The following is a 20,370-nucleotide window of genomic DNA, read 5'->3' on the forward strand; positions in this document are numbered from 1 at the left end:
CCCCCTCTGTCCAGACAGTCTAGACAGCACCATGAGGCGTGTCCATCCGCGCACGGAAAGTCACGGGCCCGGGAGGCTCAGCCGGGCAGCGCCGAGGTGCGCCAGGCGCCCGGGCCGTGGGGCAGGGGGCGGCGGAGGCGGCGTGACGGGTCCGACCACGCGGACCGCCGTGGGCGTGGCGCGGGGCCGGTGGCCGCACGCGCACGCGCGGTCAGCACCGCGACCAGTGCGGCGATCTCCTCGGGTGTGGGATCGCCGCGTACGACCTGCAGGAACCTCTGCTCGGGCATCACAGTGGAATGTTCCCGTGCTTCTTCGGCGGCAGCGTCTTGCGCTTCTCGCGGAGCGCGCGCAGGGCCTTGACGATCTGGCTGCGGGTCTCCGACGGCTTGATCACCGCGTCCACGTAACCGCGGTCCGCGGCGATGTAGGGGTTCGCGAGCGTGTCCTCGTACTCGGTGACGAGCTCGGCGCGGCGCGTGTCCGGGTCGTCGGCGGAGGCGAGCTCCCGGCGGTACAGGATGTTGACCGCGCCCTGCGCGCCCATCACCGCGATCTGGGCCGTCGGCCAGGCGAGGTTGATGTCCGCGCCCAGGTGCTTGGAGCCCATGACGTCGTACGCCCCGCCGTACGCCTTGCGGGTGATCACCGTCACGAGCGGCACCGTCGCCTCGGCGTAGGCGTACAGGAGCTTGGCGCCGCGCCGGATGATGCCGTTCCACTCCTGGTCGGTGCCCGGCAGGAACCCGGGCACGTCCACGAAGGTCAGCACCGGGACGTTGAAGGCGTCGCAGGTGCGGACGAACCGCGCGGCCTTCTCGGACGCGTCGATGTCGAGCGTGCCGGCGAAGTGCATGGGCTGGTTGGCCACGATGCCCACCGAGCGGCCCTCGACCCGGCCGAAGCCGCACACCATGTTCGGCGCGAACAGCGGGTGCACCTCGAGGAACTCGCCGTCGTCCAGGACGGACTCCAGGACCGTGTGCATGTCATAGGGCTGGTTCGGCGAGTCCGGGATGAGGGTGTCCAGCGCGAGGTCCTCGTCGAGCACGTCGAGCGGCGCGTCCGCGTCGTACGCGGGGGCCTCCGACATGTTGTTCGAGGGCAGGTAGGACAGCAGCGCCTTGACGAAGTCGATGGCGTCCTGCTCGTCCGTCGCCTGGTAGTGCGCCACACCGGACTTGGTGTTGTGGGAGTGCGCGCCGCCGAGGTCCTCGAACGTCACCTCCTCGCCGGTGACCGTCTTGATGACGTCCGGCCCGGTGATGAACATGTGCGAGGTCTTGTCGACCATGACGACGAAGTCGGTCAGCGCGGGCGAGTAGACCGCACCGCCGGCCGCGGGGCCCATGATCAGGGAGATCTGCGGGATCACGCCCGAGGCGTGGGTGTTGCGCTTGAAGATCTCGGCGTACAGGCCGAGCGCGACGACACCCTCCTGGATGCGCGCGCCGCCCGAGTCGTTGATGCCGATCATCGGGCAGCCGGTCGTCAGCGCGTGGTCCATGACCTTGATGATCTTTTCGCCGAACACCTCGCCGAGCGAGCCGCCCGCGACCGTGAAGTCCTGGGAGAAGATCGCGACCGGGCGGCCGTCGACCGTGCCGTGGCCGGTGACGACGCCATCGCCGTACGGCCGGTTCTTCTCGACCCCGAAGCCGTGCGCGCGGTGCCGGGCCATCTCGTCGAACTCGACGAAGGACCCTTCGTCGAGGAACGCGTCGATCCGCTCCCGCGCGGTCATCTTGCCCTTGGCATGCTGCTTTTCGACCGCGCGCTCGGATCCGGCGTGCACGGCCTCGTAACGGCGTCGCTCCAGGTCGGCGATCTTGCCCGCGGTCGTGTGGATGTCGATCTCGCTGGAGGGCAGCGGCTCAGGGGCATGCGTGGCCATGCGATCAGACTAGCCAGCAGTTCTGGAGACCATGTAGACCGGGGTGATCTCAGCAGGCAAGACGGGGCTTCCGGAGCGGGGCCGACTACTGACTACGCTGATTCGCGTGTCGACCCGAAACTCCGCTCGGCAGGAGATGCCCGAGCCATTGCGCGCCGATGTCAGGCTGCTGGGCTCCCTGCTCGGCCAAGTGCTCGTCGAGTACGGCGGACAGGGACTGCTCGACGACGTCGAGTCCCTGCGCCACGCGGTCATCGCGACCCGCCGGGACGAAAAGGACGTCGACGACGTCGCCGCCATCGTCAGCGGCTGGCCGCTGGACCGCGCGGAGCTGGTCGCGCGCGCGTTCACCGTCTACTTCCACCTGACCAACCTCGCCGAGGAACACCAGCGGATCCGTACGCTCCGCGAGCGCGACACCGGTGGGGAGCCCCAGCGCGAGTCGGTCGCCGCGGCGGTCCGCGACATCGGCGAGGACCGGATGGGCCAGCTGCTGCGCGACCTCGAGCTGCGCCCGGTGCTCACCGCGCATCCCACCGAGGCGCGCCGCCGGGCCGTGGTCACCGCGATCCTGCGGATCAGCGCGCTGCTGACCGAGCTCAACGACCCCCGCGCCGGCAGCGGTGACCGCGACGAGCTCACGCGGCGGCTCATGGAGGAGATCGACCTGCTGTGGCGTACGTCACAGCTGCGTCGTACGAAGCCGGACCCGCTGGACGAGGTCCGTACCGCCATGGCGATCTTCGACGAGACGCTGTTCCGCGTGGTGCCGGCCATCTACCGGTCCCTCGACACCGCGCTCGCGCCCGGCACCGGGGCACGGCCGCCGCTGGCCCCCTCCTACCTGCGCTTCGGCAGCTGGATCGGCGGCGACCGCGACGGCAACCCGTACGTCACCGCGCAGATCACCCGCGAGGCGGTCGGCATCCAGGCCGACCACGTCCTGCGCGCCCTGGCCCTCGCGTGCACACGGGTCGGCCGCACGCTCACGCCGCACGAGAGCACGACACCGCCCTCCGCCGCACTGCGCGGCGCGCTGGCCGGGGCCCGCGCGGCCCAGCCGGGGCTGAGCGCCGACATCGGCAAGCGCTCGCCGGGCGAGCCGCACCGCCGGTTCGTCCTGTACGCCGCCGAGCGCATCGAGGCGACCCGGCGGCGCGACGCCGACCTGGGCTACCACGGCGCGGCCGACCTCCTCGCCGACCTGCGGATCGTGCAGGACTCTCTGGCCGAGGCGGGCGCCGTACGCCAGGCGTACGGCGAGCTGCAGCACCTGATCTGGCAGGTCGAGACGTTCGGCTTCCACCTCGCCGAGCTCGAGGTCCGCCAGCACTCCGCCGTGCACGAGAAGGCCCTCGCCGAGATACGCGCGGGCGGCACGCTCAGCGAGCAGACCGAGGAGGTCCTGGACACGCTGCGCGTCATCGCCTGGGTGCAGGAGCGCTTCGGCACCGACGCCTGCCGGCGCTACGTCATCTCCTTCACCCGTACGGCCGAGGATGTCGCCGCCGTCTACGAGCTGGCCGAGCACGCGGCTCTCGGCGGGCGGCCCCCGATCCTCGACGTCGTGCCGCTCTTCGAGACGGGCGAGGACCTCCAGCGTTCCCCGTCGGTGCTGGACGGCATGCTCCGGCTCGCGCCCGTACGCCGCCGGCTGCTGGAGACCGGCCGCAGCATGGAGGTCATGCTCGGCTACTCCGACTCGGCCAAGCAGCTCGGGCCGACGACGGCGACGCTGCAGCTGTACGACACGCAGGCCGCGCTCGCCTCCTGGGCGGCGCGCCACGACATCCGGCTGACGCTCTTCCACGGCCGCGGCGGCGCGCTCGGCCGCGGCGGGGGCCCGGCCAACCGCGCGGTGCTGGCGCAGGCGCCCGGGTCGGTGTCGGGCCGGTTCAAGGTCACCGAGCAGGGCGAGGTGATCTTCGCGAGGTACGGCCACAAGGAGATCGCACGGCGCCACATCGAGCAGGTGACCAGCGCGGTGCTGCTCGCCTCCACGCCGGGGATCGAAGAACGCGCGATCGCCGCCGCCGAACGCTTCCGCCCGCTGGCCGACCGGATCAGCGCGGCGGCCGAGCAGACCTATCGCTCACTGGTCGAGGCCGACGGCTTCGCCGACTGGTTCGCGCAGGTCAGCCCGTTGCACGAGATCGGCAACCTGCGGCTCGGCTCGCGTCCCTCCCGGCGCAAGGCGACCGCGTCACTGGAGGACCTGCGGGCGATCCCGTGGGTGTTCTCCTGGACCCAGACCCGGGTCAACCTGCCCGGCTGGTACGGCCTGGGCAGTGGCCTGGCGGCCGTCGACGACCTCGGTGAGCTGCGCGATGCGTACCGTTCCTGGCCGCTGTTCGCGGCGCTGCTGGACAACGCGGAGATGAGCCTGGCCAAGACCGACCGTGCCATCGCCGAGCGCTACCTCGCCCTGGGCGACCGTGCGGACCTGGCCGCGGCGGTATTGGCCGAGTACGACCGCACCCGCGCCCTCGTGCTCGAGGTCACCGGCCACACCCGGCTGCTGGAGGACCGCAGCGTCCTGTCCCGCGCGGTCGAGCTGCGCAACCCGTACGTCGACGCCCTTTCCCACCTGCAGCTGCGCGCGCTGCAGGAGCTGCGCGGCGGGATCGAGGACGACGCACAGCGCGAGAAGGTCGAGGACCTCCTGCTGCTGGCCGCCGCCGGCGTCGCGGCGGGTCTCCAGAACACGGGATGATCTCGTCGAAACGGGCGGTTTACTGAGGGCATGGGCATCAGGCTTGCCGAGTCCGCCGACCGCGTGGCGGTAGAGGCGATCGTCCAGGCGGCGTACGAGCCGTGGGTCGCGGTGATCGGAGCGCGGCCGCTCCCGCTGACCGCCGACTACGGTGAGCTCATCTCGCAGGGGCACGTCTACGTGCTGGAGAACGGCGAGATCGACGCGCTGATCGTGCTCGAGGTCACCGACGGCATGCTCCTCGTCGAGAACGTCGCGGTGCGGCCCGACCGTCAGGGACGCGGCCTGGGCCGGCGGCTGATGGCGTTCGCGGAGTTCCGTGCCCGGTCGCTGGGCCTGACGGCGCTGCGGCTCTACACGAACGCGAAGATGACATCCAATATCGGTCTATACGAGTCGCTCGGCTACCGCGAGACCGGACGAGAGGCCAAAAACGGCCGGTCCGTCGTGCACATGCGCAAGAAACTGTAGCGGCGGTAAAGGGAGGCACCATCGGACGAGGAGCCGCGTTTAACCTAAAGTTCAAAGATGAGCGTTCGCGAGTCAGTGCCTCACCTAACGCCGCTGTCGCGTTTCGCCATCCTCGTGGATGTCGGATACCTGTACGCGGCGGCGGGTGATCTGCTGTTCGGAGTCTCCTCCCGGCGCTCCTACCGGGTGGACGCCGAAGGGCTGATCAAGGCGCTGGAAGAGCGGGCGATCACGTGCATGCGGGGCGAGCTGCTGCGCGTCTACTGGTTCGACGCCGCCCGCGACCGTGTGCCCACCATCGACCAGCGGGTCGTCGCTCCGTTGCCCAAGGTGAAGCTGCGCCTCGGCAACCTCAACAAGCACAACCAGCAGAAGGGCGTCGACGCGCAGATCCGCGAGGATCTGGAGACCCTCGCCCGGCACGGCGCGGTCACCGACGCGATCCTCATCGCGGGCGACGAGGACATGGTCCCCGCCGTGGAGGCGGCGCAGACCTACGGCGTCCGCATCCACCTGTGGGGCGTCGAACCCCCGTACGGCACCAACCAGGCCGAGCGCCTGATCTGGGAGTCCGACACCGTCGACATCGTGCACGCGGACTTCGTCAAGCCCTACTTCGATCTCGACACGTCACGTGAGAACACCGAGGACCCGCCCGTAGTGACTCCGGCGCCGAACCCCACCACGGTGTTCGGCGCCCGCCCGCCCAAGCCCGTCCCGTCTCCTCCGGCGGCCATGCGCCCGCAGGTGCCCCACGTCGGCTCGGTGGCCAAGCTCGGCCCGGCCAGGCCGCACATGGAGGAGATCGGCGAGCACGTCGCGCACAAGTGGATCCTGACCCGCGGCCGCGACAACATCCGTGACCTGCTGCCCGGCCCGATCCTGCCCACGGTGATCGACAAAGAGCTCCTCATCGAGGGGGAGAAGGAGCTCGGCCACTCGCTGCGCCCGTACAAGGAGGCGCGCGACTGGCTGAGGGAGGGCTTCTGGGCCCGCGTCTACCGCGAGTTCGAGTTCGGCGTCGGCGTCTCGGACAAAAAGCCCCGCTGAACGGCGCCATCCGCACGTGTCTCGTGACCTGGAGGCCGGGCCCCGGCGGGGGCAATAGGCTGCCGGGGTGAGCCACTCGCCCTACTCCGACCTCGACCGGCCGCCGCTGAGCGAACGTTCGCTGACGCGTGCGCTCGTACGGCCTGGGGGGTTGTGGCGTGAGATCCGGGTGGTCGAGGAGACCGGCTCGACAAACGCCGACCTGGCCGATCTCGCCCGTGGTGGCGCGGCCCCCGGCCTGGTGCTGGTCGCCGAGGCCCAGACGTCGGGGCGCGGCCGGATGGGGCGGGCGTGGACGGCGCCGCCCCGGTCGGGGCTGTCCTTCTCGGTGCTGCTTCCTCCCGAGGACTCCGTTACGCGGCTGGGCTGGCTGCCGCTGGTCGCCGGGGTCGCGGTGGTGTCGGCGCTGCGAGGGTTCGCCGAGGTCGAAGGGGTCGCGCGCGGCCGGATGAGCGACGCCGTGCTCAAGTGGCCGAACGACGTGCTGATCGGTGAGCGCAAGCTGGCCGGCATCCTGGCCGAGCGCGTCGAGGCCGGGGTCATCATCGGCATCGGCCTGAACGTCAGCCTTCACGAGGACGAGCTGCCGGTCCCCACCGCGACCTCGCTCGCCATCGAGGGCGCCCCCGCCGACCGCGACCCGCTGCTCCGCGCGATCCTGCGCGAGCTGGCCGCACGGCACGAGGAGTTCCAGGGCGGGGAGGCGGCCGTGCGGGAGACCTACCGCGAGCTGTGCGCCACTGTCGGCCGGCAGGTACGCGTCGAGCTGCCGGACGGCTCGGTCCTCACCGGGGAGGCCACGGACATCGAAGAGGCCGGCCGCCTGGTGGTTCAAGGGCCGAATGGGGAGCATCTACTTAGTGCGGGCGATGTCGTACATGTCCGGTAGTTGACGCCAACTGGACCGGTCCCCATCCCGCCGGTTTTAATTGAAGAGTCCGTCCCCCCGGAGGTCTTGCATGGCCAGTGTTGCAGAGCTGAAAGGCGCCATCGCCCAGGCCGGCGAAGAAGCCGAGCAGGCGGTCCAGCTACTCGTCGAGGCCGGTGGCCGAGCGGAGGCGGCGCTGCAGTTTCTGATGGCAGTGGCGGAAGGCAGCGACCACGAGTCGCTGGGGGGATCCCTGGGTGCGATGGGGCAGGCGGTGGAGAGCATCGGCGAGTGTCAGGCCCAGATCGGGGCCGCGATCGAAGAGGCGAACCAATATTCCGATGGGCTCTAGTGCATCGCCGAGGACCCCGTCTGTGAAAGCCCCAGGAACCCATAAATGACCCTCAAGCCCGGTGAGCTCCTCGCCGCTGTACGGCAGGACGTCCGGCAGGCACGCGCGACCATCCGCGCCCGCAGAAGCGACCTCGACGAGACGGTCGCCGTGGCCGAGGCGGCGATGGATCGGGCGCGCGCCCAGGCCGCCGCGACGAGCGGCCCGGAGGCGGACGCAGCCCTCGAAGCCTTGGACGACCTCGCCGGCGCCGCCGCTCCCGGCTTGGCTTCGGCGGCGTGGGACCAATGGCGGGCCGAGCTGGAAGAGAGCGATGGCGAACCGTCGCTCTACCGCATCGGGTCGATGCCCGGGCGCCTGCCGGACTCCCGCATCCCCGCGCTGGTCCCGCTGCTGGACGCCGGCCACCTGAGGATCCTCGGCGACGATCTGGCCACCGCCGACGCCGTGGTGGACGCGCTGCTGGTCCGCATCGTGGCGACGACACGCGCGGGCTTGGTGCGCATCAGCCTGTACGACCCGCGCCGGCTGGGCGCGGGCCTCGGCGGCTTCCACGCGCTGTCGCGGCCCGGCCTGCTCACGGTCTACGGCGTGGACGAGTTCAAGGACCTGCTGGGATCGCTCGACCGCGACATCCGGCGGATCCAGCGCGACGTCCTGGGCGGTGGCCACTCTTCGCTCGCGGCGCTGGCCAAGGACGCAGAGGAGGCCGAGGAGGAAAAAAGGACTAACCGGCGTCCGGAGCCGTGGCGAGTCGTGATCGTGCAGGCCCCCGTACGCGGCTTCCGCGACGACGAGATCGCCCATCTGGAGAGCGTGATGCACGCGGGCGCGGCCTGTGGCATTCACGTCATCTGCCGGGACGCACGGCTCGAGGCCGGTCCCGACATCGAGACCGTCGAGGTCGGCCCCGACGGCGCCATACGCACGTCGATGACCGGCGACCTGGAGGTGACGGCCGAGCCGCCGCCGCCGGAGCTCGTCCGCGCGGTGTGCGAGCACGCCGCCCGCTGGGTCGGCATCGAACGCGACCCGCCGCGGTTCGCCCAGCTCCTCCCGCCGGTGTTCTGGACGGAGTCGTCCGCGCCCGGTGTCCGCGGGCCCATCGGCGAGGACGTCGACCGGTATGAGCCCGTGGAGGCCCTGCTCGGCGACGATCCGGTGCACGCCCTGGTCGGCGGCCCGCCGGGCTCGGGCAAGACCAACTTCCTGTACACCCTGATCGGCTCGCTCGCCGCCCGCTACTCCCCGAAGGAGCTGGAGTTCTACCTCCTCGACTTCAAGGAGGGCGTCTCCTTCGCCCGCCTCGCGAGTGGGCGTAACAACAAGACGTGGCTGCCGCACGCCCGGCTCATCGGCGTGAACATCAACAACGACCGTGAGTTCGGACTGGCGCTGCTGAGGTTCCTCGGCGGTGAGCTCGAACGCCGCGGCGCCGCGGCGCGCGACCAGGAGGTCACCAAGATCGAGGAGCTGCGTGCCGTCGACCCCGAGGGGCACTGGCCGCGCATCGTGGCGGTGATCGATGAGTTCCAGGTGCTCATCCAGCAGCAGGACAAGATCACCGAGGAGTCGCTCTACCTCCTCAACGACCTGGCCCGCCGGGGCCGGTCGCAGGGCATCCACCTCGTCCTCGCCAGCCAGAACATCGGTGGCGTGCAGGCACTCTGGGGTCGCAACGCGATCCTGGACCAGTTCACGCTGCGGATCGCGCTGCCCAAGGCGCGGCGCATCCTCGCCGATGACAATCCGGCCGCCCGTCAGGTCGCGCGCTTCTGCGCGGTCGTCAACTCCGAGTCCGGCGCGCGGCACGCCAACCGCGTGGCGCGCCTTCCCGACGCCGGCACCCCCGGCACCTTCGACGCCCTGCAGAGCGAGCTGTGGAAGCGGCGCCCCGAGCACCTCGAGCCACCGCGGATCTTCGACGGTGCCTACGTGCCCGAGCTGATGAACGCCCCGGCTCCGCCGGAGGGCGAGGGCGTGGTGGGGCAGCGGATCGACCTGGCCGGCAGCGCCGCGACCGTACGCTTCGACCGCAACCCGGGCCGCAACTTCGCGGTGATCGGCACCCGCGCCGACGAGGCACACGACATCCTCGCCTCGGCGGTGATCTCTCTCGCTCGTGGGCACGCGCCGGGAGCGGCGGAGTTCGTCCTGTTCGAGGGCGAGTCGAGCCCCCGGGTGACGAGGCTCGCGCGGTGGCTCACCGACGAGGGGCACCGCGCCACCGTCACGACCGAGCTGCCGGCCCCCGGCGACCGGCTCATCCCGGTCTACGTGGTGATGTTCGCCGTGGACGCCGCCACCGCGCGCTCGGCCCCGCTCCGTACGGCGCTGCGCAAGCTCGTCGAGCAGGGCCCGGACGACCGGGTTCACGTGCTGGGCTGGTGGCGTACCGCGGACCGGTTCAGGGCGGACCTGGCCGACCGCCCCGGCGCGGTGCGCACGGTCGACGCGTGGGTCGCCCTGGACGTACGCGACAGCGAGCTGACGCCGCTGGCGGGCGCGCAACGGCAGACCTGGACCCCACGTCGCCGACGTGCGCTCTTCCACGACCAGCGCACCGGTGACACCCCGCAGCCGATCATCCCGTTCACCATCTTGACGTCCTCCCCTGCCTGAAGCCGGGGATTCCAACCCGTTCCTAACCTGGAAGGAGGAGGAGTTGAGGTTCGCGGTTCGTCGGCCCCGGCGATATAGAGCCTCCCCGCGCAGCGACCGCCCGCCCGGCGGGCGAATCGGCGATGTCGCGTGCCGCGTTGACGTCGGCGTTGTCCTGGTGCCCGCAGGCAACGCACCGGAAGAGAGCTTGGCTCTCGCGACTCTCCCGGGCGGTGTGGCCGCAGGTGTTGCGGGTCTGCGACGTGTAACGCGGATTGACCTTGACCACCCGTCCGAGTGCTTTGTGTTCCGGCTGCCCCCACCCGCTGGCGAGGATGCCCCGGTTCAGCCCGCGCTTTCGGGCGACCCTGCGGCCGGGTTCAGCGACGGTGCCCCTGGCCGAGCGGGTCATCGCCGCGATCTTCAGGGCCTCGACACCGATCACGTCGAACCGGCGCGCCAGATCGGTGCTGGTCTTCTCCACCCAGTCCACACCGACGATTTCACCGGTCCCCGGCGCGGGGACCGCGGCGAACGCGACATGCCAACGGCCCGCCCCGTCACGGGTGATGCGAAACGACTTAACGGCCTCGGGCACGGCACGGGACCGGCGGAACCGCACCCGCCCCACCTTCGGGATCCTCACCTCACCGAAGCGGGACACGGCCATCGACCTAACGAACCCCACCGACGAAACCCGGAGACCACCATGAGGGACCGTGCCGCGCTTCCTCCCCGCCCTCAAAGACAGGGCCCCCACGCTGTAGGTGCCTGGTGACGCGATGAGCACGTCGGACGAAGACGGCGGACGGCACGTGATGGACCCGCAGACGGCGCGGGGGAGGTACAAGGAGCTGGCGGCCGAGGCCGGGCGGCTGCTGCACGCGTCCGACGACGCGCGGCGGCGGCTGACCGAGGCCGAGGCGGAGCGGACCGCCGCGTACGCCTCGGTGGAGGCGGAGCTGGCGCACCTCGACGGTCTCGAAGAACGGGCCGCCGGGATCTGGCGGGAGCTGACCACACGCTTCGGCCGGGACGCGGCGGGACTGCTGCCGGAGCCCGCCGGCCGGGTGGCGCGTGGACCCGACGCCGAGGTGCTGCTGGACGACGCGCATCAGCGGGTACGCGAGCCGGTCGACTATCCCTTGGCCGGCCGGTACGCGCGCATGGGCGTGCTGGGGTTCGCCGCCGCTCTCGTGCTCACGCTGATCGGGATGGAGCTGACCATCGCCCTGCACCACCTGGGAAAGGTCCGCCTCCTCGCCGTCGCCGCGCCGGCGCTGGCCGCCCCCTGGCTGGGCTACCTGGCGGCGACGGGATGGATCCGCTATCGCACGGCGCACGAGGAGCAGGAGTACTCCGTCGACACCGCCGTCGCCGGTGCGCTCGGAGGCGGCGGTGTGTGGCTGATCGCTCTGACATTCATCGTCATACGGGTGGTGACCTGATCACCGCATTGATCGGCCGTTAGGTGCGTTTTCTGCCAAGATATGCGCCATGGGTCTTCCGAAAAACTCGTTGACCGAGGATGAGAAAATCGTCCTCGAATTTCATCCCCACTGGTCAACGCTCGTAGCCACGATCTTCTGGGCGATCGTCGCGGTCGTTGTCGCCGGTGTGGTCATCTTTTTCATCCCGGACGGTGACTCCCAGACACTGATCCGGCTCATCGTCGCGGCCGTCGGGGTCGTCGCGGTCATCGTGGTCGGGCTGCTCCCGTTCCTGCGCTGGGTGACGACCTCGTACACGCTGACCAACCGGCGGCTTGTGATGCGTCACGGCATCCTGTCCCGCTCCGGCCGCGACATCCCGCTGACCCGCGTGAACGACGTGTCGTTCTCGCACGGTCTGATCGAGCGGGTGCTGGGCACCGGCACACTCGTGGTCGAGTCCGGCGGTGAGAACGGTCAGCTCGTGCTCAAGAAGATCCCCCGGGTCGAGCACACCCAGAGCCAGCTCTACCGCCTGGTCGAGGAGCTGACGGACGGCGACGGCATTCGCCCGTAACGGCCCGATGACCGAACCGCCCGGACCACCCGACCCTCGCCGGATCGAGGAGCTTCTCCTCGGCGGCGAGCTTCGCTACACCAGCATGGACACGATCAGGGCTGCCGGCGTCTCCGAGGAGTTCGCCCGGCAGCTCTGGCGTGCCCTCGGCTTCCCGCACGTCCCCGACGACATGATCGCCTTCACTGAGGGCGACGTGACCGCGCTCACCAGGATCGCCACGCTGCGGCCGGCGGGAGTGATCGACGAGGAGATCGTGCTGCGCATGGTCCGTGCCGTCGGCCAGACCATGGCGCGGCTCGCGAAGTGGCAGGTCGACATCCTGGTCGAGGCGCTCACCGACCCGCTGGAGGCGCCCGACCCCGCGGCCCTGCGGCTCATCATGGAGAACGCCGAGACCCACATCGCCGAGCTGGAGCCGCTGCTCGTGCACGCCTGGCGGCGCCAGCTCGCCGCCGCGGGCACCCGGCTGCTCGCCTCGCAGGACGCCGGCGACCTGCAGACCCGTGCCGCCGTCGGCTTCGCCGACCTGGTCGCCTTCACTCGTACGAGCCGTGACCTGGACGAACGCGAGCTGGCCCGGCTGGTGGAGCGGTTCGAGGAGACCGCCTCGGACGTCGTGGCCGAGCATGGCGGGCGGCTGGTGAAGACGCTCGGCGATGAGGTGCTGTTCAGTGCCGACACCGCCCGCGGCGGCGCGGAGATCGGCCTGTCGGTCGCGGAGGCGGTACGCGAGGACGCCGGCATCCCGGACGTACGGGTCGGCATGGCGTACGGGCCGGTGCTGCCGCTGCGCGGCGATGTATTCGGCACCACGGTCAACCTCGCGAGCCGCCTGACCGAGATGGCCCGGCCGGGCACGGCCCTGGTGGACGCGGGCCTGGCCGCCGAGCTACGCGAGGACGACGCGTACGACCTGTCCCGGATCTCCCGCCGCCGCGCCCACGGCCTCGGCGTCGTCCAGCCGTACGTCCTCCGCCGCCACTGACACTCACCGCTGCCGCTCGGCGAGAGACACGATCTCGTGCACGGTCCCGGCTCGCCGAGAGCCGAACGGTGCCTGCGCGCGTCCGAGGCTAGATTTGGGGGCAGGAGGTGGAGATGACTGATCTGCCCGGCCGGATCTCGCTGCGCGAGGTGGGCCCGCGAGATGGCCTGCAGAACGAGGATCCGGTGCCGACCGAGGCGAAGGTCGAGCTGATCGACGCCCTGTCACACACCGGCGTCGGCCGGATCGAGGCCGTGTCGTTCGTGCATCCGAAGGCGATTCCGCAGATGGCCGACGCCGCCGAGGTGTGGAGCAAGGTGCGGCGCGCCGGCGACGTGCGCTACTCGGCGCTCGTACCCAACCTTCGTGGCGCCGAGCGTGCACTCGAGGCGGGCTTCACCGAGCTGGAGGTCGTGGTCTCCGCGTCCGACACCCACAACCGCAAGAACGTCAACCGGTCCACCGAAGAGTCGCTCGACGACATCGCCAAGATCATCGCGCTGGCCCACGACCATGACGCCACCTGCCAGGTGATCGTCTCCACGGCGTGGGGGTGCCCGTACGAAGGTGACGTGCCGGTCGAGCGGGTCGTCTCGGCGGCCACGCGAGCGGTGCGCGACGGCGCCGACAGCGCCTCGTTCGGCGACACGACCGGGATGGCGACCCCGCCGCGGGTGACCCGGCTGGTGGGCGAGTTCCGGATGGCGAACCCGGAGACCTCGCTCAACCTGCACTTCCACAACACCCGTGGCACCGGGCTGGCCAACGTGCTGGCCGCGCTCCAGCTCGGCGTCTCCGACTTCGACGCGAGCGTCGGTGGCCTGGGCGGTTGCCCGTACGCCCCGGGGGCGACCGGGAACATCGCCTCAGAAGAACTGGTTCACATGGTGGAGGACATGGGAGTGGCCACCGGCGTAGACCTCGATGCCCTCATCGACGTCGCCGCACGCGCGGAGCGCATGGTCGGGCACACCCTGCCATCACAGGTGCTGCGCGCGGGTCCCAGGGGTCGCACCATCCCCGCCTGAGTGAACGGGTCGTTCAGGTATCAGGAAGATAACGCCCCGTTCGCTTCAAGTTCACGCAAAACGGGGAGCATCTATCGCATGAGTGTCGAAGCCGGGCATTTTTCCGAGATCGAAGACCAACTTCCGGAAGACCGGTTCCTCGACCGTGAGGAAAGCTGGCTGCGCTTCAACGAGCGTGTGCTGGACCTGGCCGGCGACCCCACCCTTCCCCTCCTCGAACGCGTGCGTTTCCTGTCGATCTTCGCGAGCAACCTCGATGAGTTCTTCATGGTCAGGGTCGCCGGGCTCGCCCGCCGGATGGCCACCGGGATCGCGCTGCAGACCGCGAGCGGCCAGCAGCCACGTGAGCTGCTCGCCCGTACCTCCGAGGTCGCGCACGAGCTGATGCTCCAGCACGCCGCCGTCTTCCGTGACGACATCCTGCCCGCCCTGGCCAAGGAGCGCATCGAGATCCTGCGCTGGGACGAGCTCGCCGACACCGAGAAAGAAGAGCTGAACCGGCTGTTCCGGCGGCGGGTCTATCCCGTGCTCACGCCGCTGGTGGTCGACCCCGCGCACCCGTTCCCCTACATCTCCGGGCTCTCCCTCAACCTCGCGGTGCTCGTACGCGACCCGGAGACCGAGGAGACCCTGTTCGCGCGGGTGAAGGTCCCGCCGCTGCTGCCGAGGTTCCTGGAGGCTTCGCCGTCCCGGTTCGTGCCGCTGGAAGACGTCATCGCCGAGAACCTGCCGCAGCTGTTCACCGGCACCGAGATCATCGAGCACCACGCCTTCCGGGTCACGCGTAACCAGGACCTGGAGGTCGACGAGGACATCGCGGAGAACCTCCTGCAGGCGCTGGAGCGTGAGCTGCTGCGCCGCCGGTTCGGCCCGGTCGTCCGGATCGAGGTGGAAGAGTCGATCAGTCCCGAGGTGCTCGACCTGCTGATGACCGAGCTCGGCCTGGACGAGGGCGCCGTCTACCGGGTGCCCGGCCCCCTCGACCTCGGCGGCCTGAGTGCCATCGCCGACCTCGACCGCAGCGAGCTGAAGTACCCCCCGTTCGTGCCGTCGGAGGCTGCGTTGCCGCACGACGTCAACATCTTCGCGACGCTGCGCGACCACGACGTGCTCGTCCACCACCCGTACGACTCCTTCACCACGAGCGTCGAGCGCCTGATCGAGGACGCCGCCGCGGACCCGCAGGTCCTGGCCATCAAGCAGACGCTGTACCGCACCAGCGGCGACTCGCCGATCATCGACGCGCTGATCGACGCGGCCGAGGCCGGCAAGCAGGTCGTCGTGGTCGTGGAGATCAAGGCGAGGTTCGACGAACGCGCCAACATCACCTGGGCGCGCAAGCTGGAACAGGCCGGCTGCCACGTCGTGTACGGTTTCGTCGGCCTGAAGACCCACTGCAAGCTGGCCCTGGTGGTCCGCGAGGAGAACGACGGGTCGCTGCGCCGCTACTGCCACATCGGCACCGGCAACTACAACCCCAAGACCGCACGGATCTATGAGGACTACGGCCTGCTGACGGCCGATGCCCAGGTGGGCGAGGACGTCACGGACCTGTTCAACCACCTCACGGGGTACACACGCGACACCGAGTACCACCGGCTGCTGGTCGCGCCGGACTCGCTGCGCGGCGGGCTGGTGAGCCGGATCGACCGCGAGACCGAGAACCACCGGCAGGGCCGCTCCTCCCACATCCGCTTCAAGTGCAACTCCCTCGTCGACGAAGTGATCATCGACGCGCTGTACCGGGCGTCGCAGGCGGGCGTGCCGGTCGACGTCTGGGTGCGCGGCATCTGTGCCCTGCGGCCCGGGGTGACCGGGCTGTCGGAGACGATCCAGGTACGCAGCATCCTCGGCCGCTTCCTGGAGCACTCGCGGATCTACGCCTTCGAGAACGACGGCGACCCGGAGGTGTGGATCGGCAGCGCCGACCTGATGCACCGCAACCTCGACCGCCGCGTCGAGACGCTCGTGCGCGTACGTGACCAGGGTCACTGCGCGGACCTCATCGGCCGCTTCGACCTGGCGATGGGGATGGACACCCAGTGCTGGCTGCTGGGTGCGGAGGGCCGCTGGACGCGGCACGACGGTTCGGTCCATATCCAGACCCATCTCATGCGAACGCGTCGATGGAGGACGGTCGATGGCTCTTGATCCCCCGGATCTGATCCGGGCCGCGGGAGCCATCCTGTGGCGCCCGAGCACGGACGGCCCCGAGGTCGTACTCGTCCACCGGCCCAAGTACGACGACTGGTCCTTCCCCAAGGGCAAGACCAAGAACGGCGAGCATACGCTCCGCGCCGCCGTACGCGAGGTCTGGGAGGAGACGGGCGTCTGGCCGGTTCTCGGCCGGCGCCTGTCCTCACGGGAGTACGAGAAGGAGCGCCGGCCCAAGCGCGTCGACTACTGGGCCGCGACGGGCAACGACGGCGACTTCCGCCCGAGCGAGGAGGTCGACCGGATCGAGTGGCTGCCGCTACCCGAGGCGGAGGAGCGGCTGAGCTACGAGCACGACGCCGACCTGCTGCGGGAGTTCGCCCCCGGCCCGAACCACACGACGCCCTACATCGTGCTGCGGCACACCTCGGCTGGCGACAAGCACGACTGGCAGGACGATGACCTGCTACGCCCGCTCGACTCACGCGGCCGGGCCGAGGCCGTCGCCCTGGCCGAGACGCTGGCCGGCTTCGGCGCGGCCCGCGTGTTCAGCTCCGCCACCGCCCGTTGCATGGAGACCGTCCTGCCGTACGCGGCCAGGATGGGCGCCGAGATCCGTACCGACTGGGCCTTCTCGATGGGCACACCGATGGCGGCCTCGAAGGAGGCCGGCGGCCGGTTCGCCCAGCTGCTCGCGGACGGAGTGCCGACCCTGGTCTGCACGCACGGCGAGCTGGTCCCCGACGTGATCGAGCGCGCCTGCGAGGTACTCGGAGCGGAGGCGCCGGAGGACGCCAGGCTGCCGAAGGGCGGCTTCTGGGTGCTGCACACGGCCGGCGGCTCTTTGGTCTCCGCCGAGCGTCACCACCTGTAAGCCCATGGGGCGGCCCTCGGAGCCCAGTGAGATTAGAGGGTCTGGCCGGTTTCATCGAGCGAAATCGGCGTCCAGAAGTTCGGCTGCGGCTTGGAGGGTGGTCGCGAAATCGTCCGGCGGAATCCTGGCAACGAAGATCGTGCCTAGGTCGTCTGGGAATGGATGCGTCGGTCGCCGGAACGCGAAGACGAGGATCAGATCGTCGTCCAGGTAGGCATACCGTGACACATTGTCAACGGTCTCGCCCCACTCCATGAACCAGAAGTGTTCACGGAACGCTGTCTTGTCCTGCTCAAGCAGCCGGAAGGTCTCCTCCGGCGAGCGTCCTGGAAAGGGGCAAGGCCTGACGTCGCGCCGGCGCACCTGCGCAGCGGTCGACCGCATGGCCGGGCAGAAGAAGGGGAGGAAGGTCGAGTTGTCGTCCGTGGTGAGTCGCTTGCCGGCCGCCCAGAGATCAACGATGCGGAGTTGGGGTGATTCGGCCTCGCCGACCTCCACGGCGAAGGTGGCCTGGTCACCGAATCGTCGTGTCATCAAGTAGCGAGGCTACCGACCTCGACCGCAGTAGCGTCTCCGTCGAGTGTCACGACCTATAACCCCTCGACCGCGGCGCCGGGAAGCGGCAGGCTTGGTTCCATGGACGGGACGGTGACGGCGGTCAGCAGCAACGGCGAGTACTCCTTCACCAAGCCGAACCACGGAGCCATCACCTTGCTCGCCGGACTCGGCGTGGAGGGAGACGTCCACGCCGGCGTCACGGTCAAGCATCGTTCGCGGGTCGCCCAGGATCCCACGCAGCCGAACCTCCGTCAGGTCCATCTGATCCACGAGGAGCTCTTCGCCGAGGTCGGTGAGGCGGGGTTCGAGGTGACGGCCGGCCAGCTCGGCGAGAACATCACCACCAGGGGCATCGACCTGCTCGGCCTGCCCACCGGCACCCTGCTTCGGATCGGTGACGACGCCGTCCTTGAGGTCACCGGCCTGCGCAATCCGTGCCGGCAGATCGACGGCTTCCAGAGCGGGCTGCTGAAGCAGGTCGTCGGTCGGGACGAGGCCGGCAACCTCGTGCGCAAGGCGGGCATCATGAGCGTGGTCATCGAAGGCGGCGTGGTGCGCCCCGGCGACACGATCAAGGCGGAGCTCCCTGACGGACCGCACCGGCCCCTCGAACGCGTCTAGGGTCTGCCTCAAAGTCATACTGGCCGCCGCGTGGTGCCGCCTGGTCGCCGTGTGGCGCCGCCCGGGCGGCGCCTGGGCGGGGTTATCCACAGAACCCCGCTCTACTTCCGCCCGCGGCTGTTGCCGCTGGACAATGAGAGTGGGATGGCACCCCCGGGCGGGTGGGCTCCAGGTGGGTGGGCTCCAGGTGGGTGGGCTCCAGGTGGGTGGGCTCCAGGTGGGTGGGCTCCAGGTGGGTGGGCTCCAGGTGGGTGGGCTCCAGGTGGGTGGGCTCCAGGCGGGTGGGCTCCAGGCGGGCGGGCTCCAGACGGGCGGGCTCCAGACGGGCGGGCTCCAGACGGGCGGGCTCCAGACGGGTGGGCTCCAGACGGGCGGGCTCCAGACGGGTGGGCTCCAGACGGGTGGGCTCCAGACGGGTGGGCTCCAGACGGGTGGGCTCCAGGTGGGTGGGCTCCAGACGGGTGGGACCCAGACGGGTGGGTTCCGGACCGGATGGGACCCAGACGGGGCGGGGTTCAGGCGGGTGGGCTCCGGACCGGGCGGGCTCAGGCGGGGTGGGGCCCAGACCGGGTGTGCTCTAGACCGGGCGGATTCCAGAGCGGGCGGACTCTAGACCGGGCGGGGCCCAGAGCGGGGGGACTCCAGAGCGGGCGGGGCCCAGACCGAGGATTTCGAGACAGGCTCTAGCCGGTCAGCGCGCGGACGTACTTCGGGTCGGCGGCTTCCGTCCAGATCGCGTGGGCGTCGTCCAAGGCCTGGTCGGCGGCGCGGCGTTCCACCTCGATCAGCAGCTCGACCGTCTCCTCGCGGTCACCGGCGCTCAGTTCGGCTAGGCGTTCGCGGGCGATGACGCTGTCCTGGTACGCGCCGAGCACCTCCTGTACCCGTCCGGCCTGGACGGCGATGCTGCGCGCCGGCTCGCCGAGCACCGGCCGTGCCGCCTCGGCGGTGTAGCGGGCGCGCTTGGCCGCCTTACGTGTACGGTGCCGCGCCTCGTCGGGGTCTTCGGCCTCCTCCAGCTCCGCGTGCCGGCGGGCGACGCGTCGCCATGCTCCGGCGACCAGCGCGGGTACCGCCTTGTGGGCCTTGCGGGACGCGCGCTCGGTGAGCGGCGGGTCGGTGACGAACGCCTCGATCGCGTCCAGCAGGGCGAAGTACCGGTCTCCGGCGAGGGTGTGGTTCAGCCGGTCGTAGGCCAGCCTCTCCTTCGCGTCCAGAGTCGCCATCCAGGATGGGAGGGGTTCGCCGATCTCTGAGAGCCGTCCGGCGAAGCGCTCTCGCAGCACCTCCAGGTCGCGTACCTCGCCCAGCTCGCCCGCCAGCCACTTCAGCTCGGCCTCCAGCCCGGGTATCCGGTCCGGTTCGAGCAACCGCGCGGTGCTGCGCAGGATGCTACGGATCCGGCGTACGGCGACGCGCATCTTGTGCACCGAGTCGTACTCGGCCTGCCGGACCCGCGGGTCGTACCCCAGCATCGTCTCGAACTGCTCGGCGACGTAGGAGGTGACGACGTCGCCCGCGGTCCGGTACGCGCGGGACGACGGCTCCGCCGTACGGACGGAGAGCACGCGGCCGAGCTTGGAGGTGGACCGTGAGGGGCGCGCGCCGGCGGCGCACAGCCGGTCCCCGGCGGCCGTCAGGAGACCGGCGGATCCCGCGCCCAGCTCGACCTCGACCTCCCGCCAGGTGAGCGGCCGTCCGTCCGCCGGCCACCCGGTCACCTCGTCGTCGGCGACCTCGGCGAGGACCTCGCCGTCCGGGCCGAGCAGAGGGTGGACCGTACGCCGCGTCTCCAGGGTGGCGACCTGCACCAGCGGCCGCCCGCGGGTGTGGCCGACGACCAGAGCGGCGAGCGGGGCGGGCACGGTCCGGGCGTCCGGCGGCGCGTGCAGCTCGTGTTTCGCGCCGGGCCCGGCCGGGAGCTTGAGGTGCCAGCCGTCGTCGGGGCCGCCGAGGCGATGCCGGAGCGTGATGCCGCGGGCGGCCAGGCGCAGGTCCTCGGTGTCGAAATAGCGGGCGGTCAGCAGGTAGGTCTCGGGTTCGCCGGTCTCCGCCACATCCGGCAACCCCCGCAGGCCGGGAAGCGCGATACCGGGCTCGATGTCGTACTTGCGCTCGATTTCCAGGTGGCTCGTCATCGGACCCCCAGCGTTAGCCCAGCCGACAGCGGCTTTTCGCGATCGTATATCCG

At 70.5% G+C, this 20,370-nt stretch carries 18 protein-coding genes; 13 read left to right on the forward strand and 5 right to left on the reverse strand.

Features of this window, described 5'->3' with window-relative positions; all coding sequences use genetic code 11:
* Positions 1–77 precede the first annotated feature (77 nt).
* Together FB559_RS19100 and FB559_RS19105 are read right to left on the reverse strand one after the other, a co-directional pair.
* Positions 78–290 carry an acyl-CoA carboxylase subunit epsilon gene (locus tag FB559_RS19100; RefSeq protein WP_141956884.1) on the reverse strand — a complete coding sequence of 71 codons (213 nt, stop codon included), beginning with the start codon at positions 288–290 and terminating at the stop codon, positions 78–80.
* Positions 290–1,894, reverse strand: a complete 1,605-nt coding sequence (locus FB559_RS19105) for an acyl-CoA carboxylase subunit beta (protein WP_141956885.1) — start codon at positions 1,892–1,894, stop codon at positions 290–292. The genes FB559_RS19100 and FB559_RS19105 overlap by 1 nt, the downstream gene beginning before the upstream one ends.
* Positions 1,895–2,030: 136 nt before the next feature.
* On the opposite strand from FB559_RS19105, the gene FB559_RS19110 reads away from it, so the two are divergent.
* From FB559_RS19110 to FB559_RS19135, 6 genes are all read left to right on the forward strand, one after another.
* On the forward strand, positions 2,031–4,607 hold the full coding sequence (locus FB559_RS19110) for a phosphoenolpyruvate carboxylase (protein WP_141961785.1): 2,577 nt from the start codon (positions 2,031–2,033) through the stop codon (positions 4,605–4,607).
* Positions 4,608–4,637: 30 nt separating this feature from the next.
* Positions 4,638–5,078 (forward strand): GNAT family N-acetyltransferase, encoded by a 441-nt coding sequence (locus FB559_RS19115; protein ID WP_141956886.1) that lies wholly within the window; start codon positions 4,638–4,640, stop codon positions 5,076–5,078.
* Between the two features lie 57 nt (positions 5,079–5,135).
* The gene (locus tag FB559_RS19120) at positions 5,136–6,128 is read left to right on the forward strand and encodes an NYN domain-containing protein (protein WP_141956887.1); all 993 of its coding nucleotides are present in this window, start codon (positions 5,136–5,138) and stop codon (positions 6,126–6,128) included.
* A gap of 67 nt (positions 6,129–6,195) precedes the next feature.
* Complete coding sequence (locus FB559_RS19125) at positions 6,196–7,017, forward strand: biotin--[acetyl-CoA-carboxylase] ligase (protein WP_141956888.1); 822 nt, start codon at positions 6,196–6,198, stop codon at positions 7,015–7,017.
* 70 nt (positions 7,018–7,087) lie between these two features.
* The gene (locus FB559_RS19130) at positions 7,088–7,348 is read left to right on the forward strand and encodes a hypothetical protein (RefSeq protein WP_141956889.1); all 261 of its coding nucleotides are present in this window, start codon (positions 7,088–7,090) and stop codon (positions 7,346–7,348) included.
* A 45-nt stretch (positions 7,349–7,393) separates the two neighbouring features.
* The gene (locus FB559_RS19135; protein WP_141956890.1) at positions 7,394–9,970 is read left to right on the forward strand and encodes an FtsK/SpoIIIE domain-containing protein; all 2,577 of its coding nucleotides are present in this window, start codon (positions 7,394–7,396) and stop codon (positions 9,968–9,970) included.
* 22 nt (positions 9,971–9,992) lie between these two features.
* On the opposite strand, the gene FB559_RS19140 is transcribed toward FB559_RS19135, so the two are convergent.
* On the reverse strand, positions 9,993–10,619 hold the full coding sequence (locus tag FB559_RS19140) for an RNA-guided endonuclease InsQ/TnpB family protein (RefSeq protein ID WP_221640079.1): 627 nt from the start codon (positions 10,617–10,619) through the stop codon (positions 9,993–9,995).
* A gap of 112 nt (positions 10,620–10,731) precedes the next feature.
* On the opposite strand from FB559_RS19140, the gene FB559_RS19145 reads away from it, so the two are divergent.
* The 6 genes from FB559_RS19145 to FB559_RS19170 all read left to right on the forward strand — a co-directional run bounded on the left by FB559_RS19145 (position 10,732) and on the right by FB559_RS19170 (position 17,000).
* Positions 10,732–11,397 (forward strand): hypothetical protein, encoded by a 666-nt coding sequence (locus tag FB559_RS19145; protein ID WP_141956891.1) that lies wholly within the window; start codon positions 10,732–10,734, stop codon positions 11,395–11,397.
* A 49-nt stretch (positions 11,398–11,446) separates the two neighbouring features.
* Positions 11,447–11,956, forward strand: a complete 510-nt coding sequence (locus FB559_RS19150; protein ID WP_141956892.1) for a PH domain-containing protein — start codon at positions 11,447–11,449, stop codon at positions 11,954–11,956.
* Between the two features lie 7 nt (positions 11,957–11,963).
* Positions 11,964–12,944, forward strand: a complete 981-nt coding sequence (locus FB559_RS19155) for an adenylate/guanylate cyclase domain-containing protein (protein WP_141956893.1) — start codon at positions 11,964–11,966, stop codon at positions 12,942–12,944.
* A gap of 113 nt (positions 12,945–13,057) precedes the next feature.
* Positions 13,058–13,972: a hydroxymethylglutaryl-CoA lyase gene (locus tag FB559_RS19160; RefSeq protein ID WP_141956894.1), complete on the forward strand. Its 915-nt coding sequence runs from the start codon at positions 13,058–13,060 to the stop codon at positions 13,970–13,972.
* 78 nt (positions 13,973–14,050) lie between these two features.
* Positions 14,051–16,123, forward strand: coding sequence for an RNA degradosome polyphosphate kinase (locus FB559_RS19165; RefSeq protein WP_141956895.1), 2,073 nt, complete (start codon positions 14,051–14,053; stop codon positions 16,121–16,123).
* On the forward strand, positions 16,113–17,000 hold the full coding sequence (locus FB559_RS19170) for an NUDIX hydrolase (RefSeq protein WP_141956896.1): 888 nt from the start codon (positions 16,113–16,115) through the stop codon (positions 16,998–17,000). The genes FB559_RS19165 and FB559_RS19170 overlap by 11 nt, the downstream gene beginning before the upstream one ends.
* 51 nt (positions 17,001–17,051) lie before the next feature.
* Here FB559_RS19170 and FB559_RS19175 read toward each other — a convergent pair whose 3' ends face one another.
* Positions 17,052–17,534, reverse strand: coding sequence for a hypothetical protein (locus FB559_RS19175; protein ID WP_141956897.1), 483 nt, complete (start codon positions 17,532–17,534; stop codon positions 17,052–17,054).
* Between the two features lie 102 nt (positions 17,535–17,636).
* Between FB559_RS19175 and FB559_RS19180 the strand changes: the two genes are divergently transcribed.
* Entirely contained in the window at positions 17,637–18,179 is a 543-nt protein-coding gene (locus tag FB559_RS19180) for an MOSC domain-containing protein (RefSeq protein WP_141956898.1), read from the forward strand.
* Positions 18,180–18,862: 683 nt separating this feature from the next.
* Here FB559_RS19180 and FB559_RS19190 read toward each other — a convergent pair.
* Positions 18,863–20,317 (reverse strand): CYTH and CHAD domain-containing protein, encoded by a 1,455-nt coding sequence (locus FB559_RS19190; RefSeq protein ID WP_141956899.1) that lies wholly within the window; start codon positions 20,315–20,317, stop codon positions 18,863–18,865.
* Positions 20,318–20,370: the final 53 nt, after the last annotated feature.

Origin of the sequence: Actinoallomurus bryophytorum, from assembly GCF_006716425.1 — a bacterium.
Lineage (GTDB): Bacteria > Actinomycetota > Actinomycetes > Streptosporangiales > Streptosporangiaceae > Actinoallomurus > Actinoallomurus bryophytorum.

What these genes read in the sequence shown, in the direction of transcription:
- FB559_RS19140 (WP_221640079.1), bottom strand. Translation starts at nt 10,619, where the DNA reads ATGGCCGTGTCCCGCTTCGGTGAGGTGAGGATCCCGAAGGTGGGGCGG.
- FB559_RS19145 (WP_141956891.1), top strand. Translation starts at nt 10,732, where the DNA reads ATGAGCACGTCGGACGAAGACGGCGGACGGCACGTGATGGACCCGCAG.
- FB559_RS19135 (WP_141956890.1), top strand. Translation starts at nt 7,394, where the DNA reads ATGACCCTCAAGCCCGGTGAGCTCCTCGCCGCTGTACGGCAGGACGTC.
- FB559_RS19175 (WP_141956897.1), bottom strand. Translation starts at nt 17,534, where the DNA reads ATGACACGACGATTCGGTGACCAGGCCACCTTCGCCGTGGAGGTCGGC.
- FB559_RS19130 (WP_141956889.1), top strand. Translation starts at nt 7,088, where the DNA reads ATGGCCAGTGTTGCAGAGCTGAAAGGCGCCATCGCCCAGGCCGGCGAA.
- FB559_RS19120 (WP_141956887.1), top strand. Translation starts at nt 5,136, where the DNA reads ATGAGCGTTCGCGAGTCAGTGCCTCACCTAACGCCGCTGTCGCGTTTC.
- FB559_RS19100 (WP_141956884.1), bottom strand. Translation starts at nt 290, where the DNA reads ATGCCCGAGCAGAGGTTCCTGCAGGTCGTACGCGGCGATCCCACACCC.
- FB559_RS19110 (WP_141961785.1), top strand. Translation starts at nt 2,031, where the DNA reads ATGCCCGAGCCATTGCGCGCCGATGTCAGGCTGCTGGGCTCCCTGCTC.
- FB559_RS19180 (WP_141956898.1), top strand. Translation starts at nt 17,637, where the DNA reads ATGGACGGGACGGTGACGGCGGTCAGCAGCAACGGCGAGTACTCCTTC.
- FB559_RS19115 (WP_141956886.1), top strand. Translation starts at nt 4,638, where the DNA reads ATGGGCATCAGGCTTGCCGAGTCCGCCGACCGCGTGGCGGTAGAGGCG.
- FB559_RS19105 (WP_141956885.1), bottom strand. Translation starts at nt 1,894, where the DNA reads ATGGCCACGCATGCCCCTGAGCCGCTGCCCTCCAGCGAGATCGACATC.
- FB559_RS19190 (WP_141956899.1), bottom strand. Translation starts at nt 20,317, where the DNA reads ATGACGAGCCACCTGGAAATCGAGCGCAAGTACGACATCGAGCCCGGT.
- FB559_RS19150 (WP_141956892.1), top strand. Translation starts at nt 11,447, where the DNA reads ATGGGTCTTCCGAAAAACTCGTTGACCGAGGATGAGAAAATCGTCCTC.
- FB559_RS19155 (WP_141956893.1), top strand. Translation starts at nt 11,964, where the DNA reads ATGACCGAACCGCCCGGACCACCCGACCCTCGCCGGATCGAGGAGCTT.
- FB559_RS19165 (WP_141956895.1), top strand. Translation starts at nt 14,051, where the DNA reads ATGAGTGTCGAAGCCGGGCATTTTTCCGAGATCGAAGACCAACTTCCG.
- FB559_RS19170 (WP_141956896.1), top strand. Translation starts at nt 16,113, where the DNA reads ATGGCTCTTGATCCCCCGGATCTGATCCGGGCCGCGGGAGCCATCCTG.
- FB559_RS19160 (WP_141956894.1), top strand. Translation starts at nt 13,058, where the DNA reads ATGACTGATCTGCCCGGCCGGATCTCGCTGCGCGAGGTGGGCCCGCGA.